The 531-nt window shown below is 61.6% G+C and carries 1 protein-coding gene; it reads right to left on the minus strand.

All coding sequences use genetic code 11. The features are described from left to right. Positions 1-86: 86 nt before the first annotated feature. Positions 87-458 carry a c-type cytochrome gene (locus GPA21_RS20385; RefSeq protein ID WP_211163756.1) on the minus strand — a complete coding sequence of 124 codons (372 nt, stop codon included), beginning with the start codon at positions 456-458 and terminating at the stop codon, positions 87-89. Between the last annotated feature and the right edge of the window lie 73 nt (positions 459-531).

The following is a 531-nucleotide window of genomic DNA, read 5'->3' on the forward strand; positions in this document are numbered from 1 at the left end:
CAGGCCCACTGCGATCATCGCGCTCAGGGCCAAATTTCTAAGCAGGCTAAACACGGGGAGTACTCCCAATAGACCGAGGCGCGGACTTACTCACATTTCTGAGCGGCGAAATACGCAGCGAGGCCAGCCAGATCCTCGTCTTCGTAAATCATGACCTGCGGGGCCATCTCGGGGTCATCACGCTGCCCGTCGCGGAAGGCGAGCATGGACTTCAGCAGATACTCTTCATGCTGGCCGCACAGGCGCGGATACTTGGGAATGGTGCTGTTACCGCCAGCGCCGTGACAGGCCACACAGCGGGGTGCGAGCTCCTCGCCCTTGGCGATGTCTGCGGCAACCGCCGACGAGGCGCCGAATGTGAAGACGGTCGGCAACCACTCGGCCGCCTGGGCGGCCGGCAGACTCAGGCCCACTGCGATCATCGCGCTCAGGGCCAAATTTCTAAGCAGGCTAAACACGGGGAGTACTCCCAATAGACCGAGGCGCGGACTTACTCACATTTCTGAGCGGCGAAATACGCAGCGAGGCCAG

It is taken from the genome of Azoarcus taiwanensis (genome assembly GCF_012910885.1).
Lineage (GTDB): Bacteria > Pseudomonadota > Gammaproteobacteria > Burkholderiales > Rhodocyclaceae > Azoarcus_F > Azoarcus_F taiwanensis.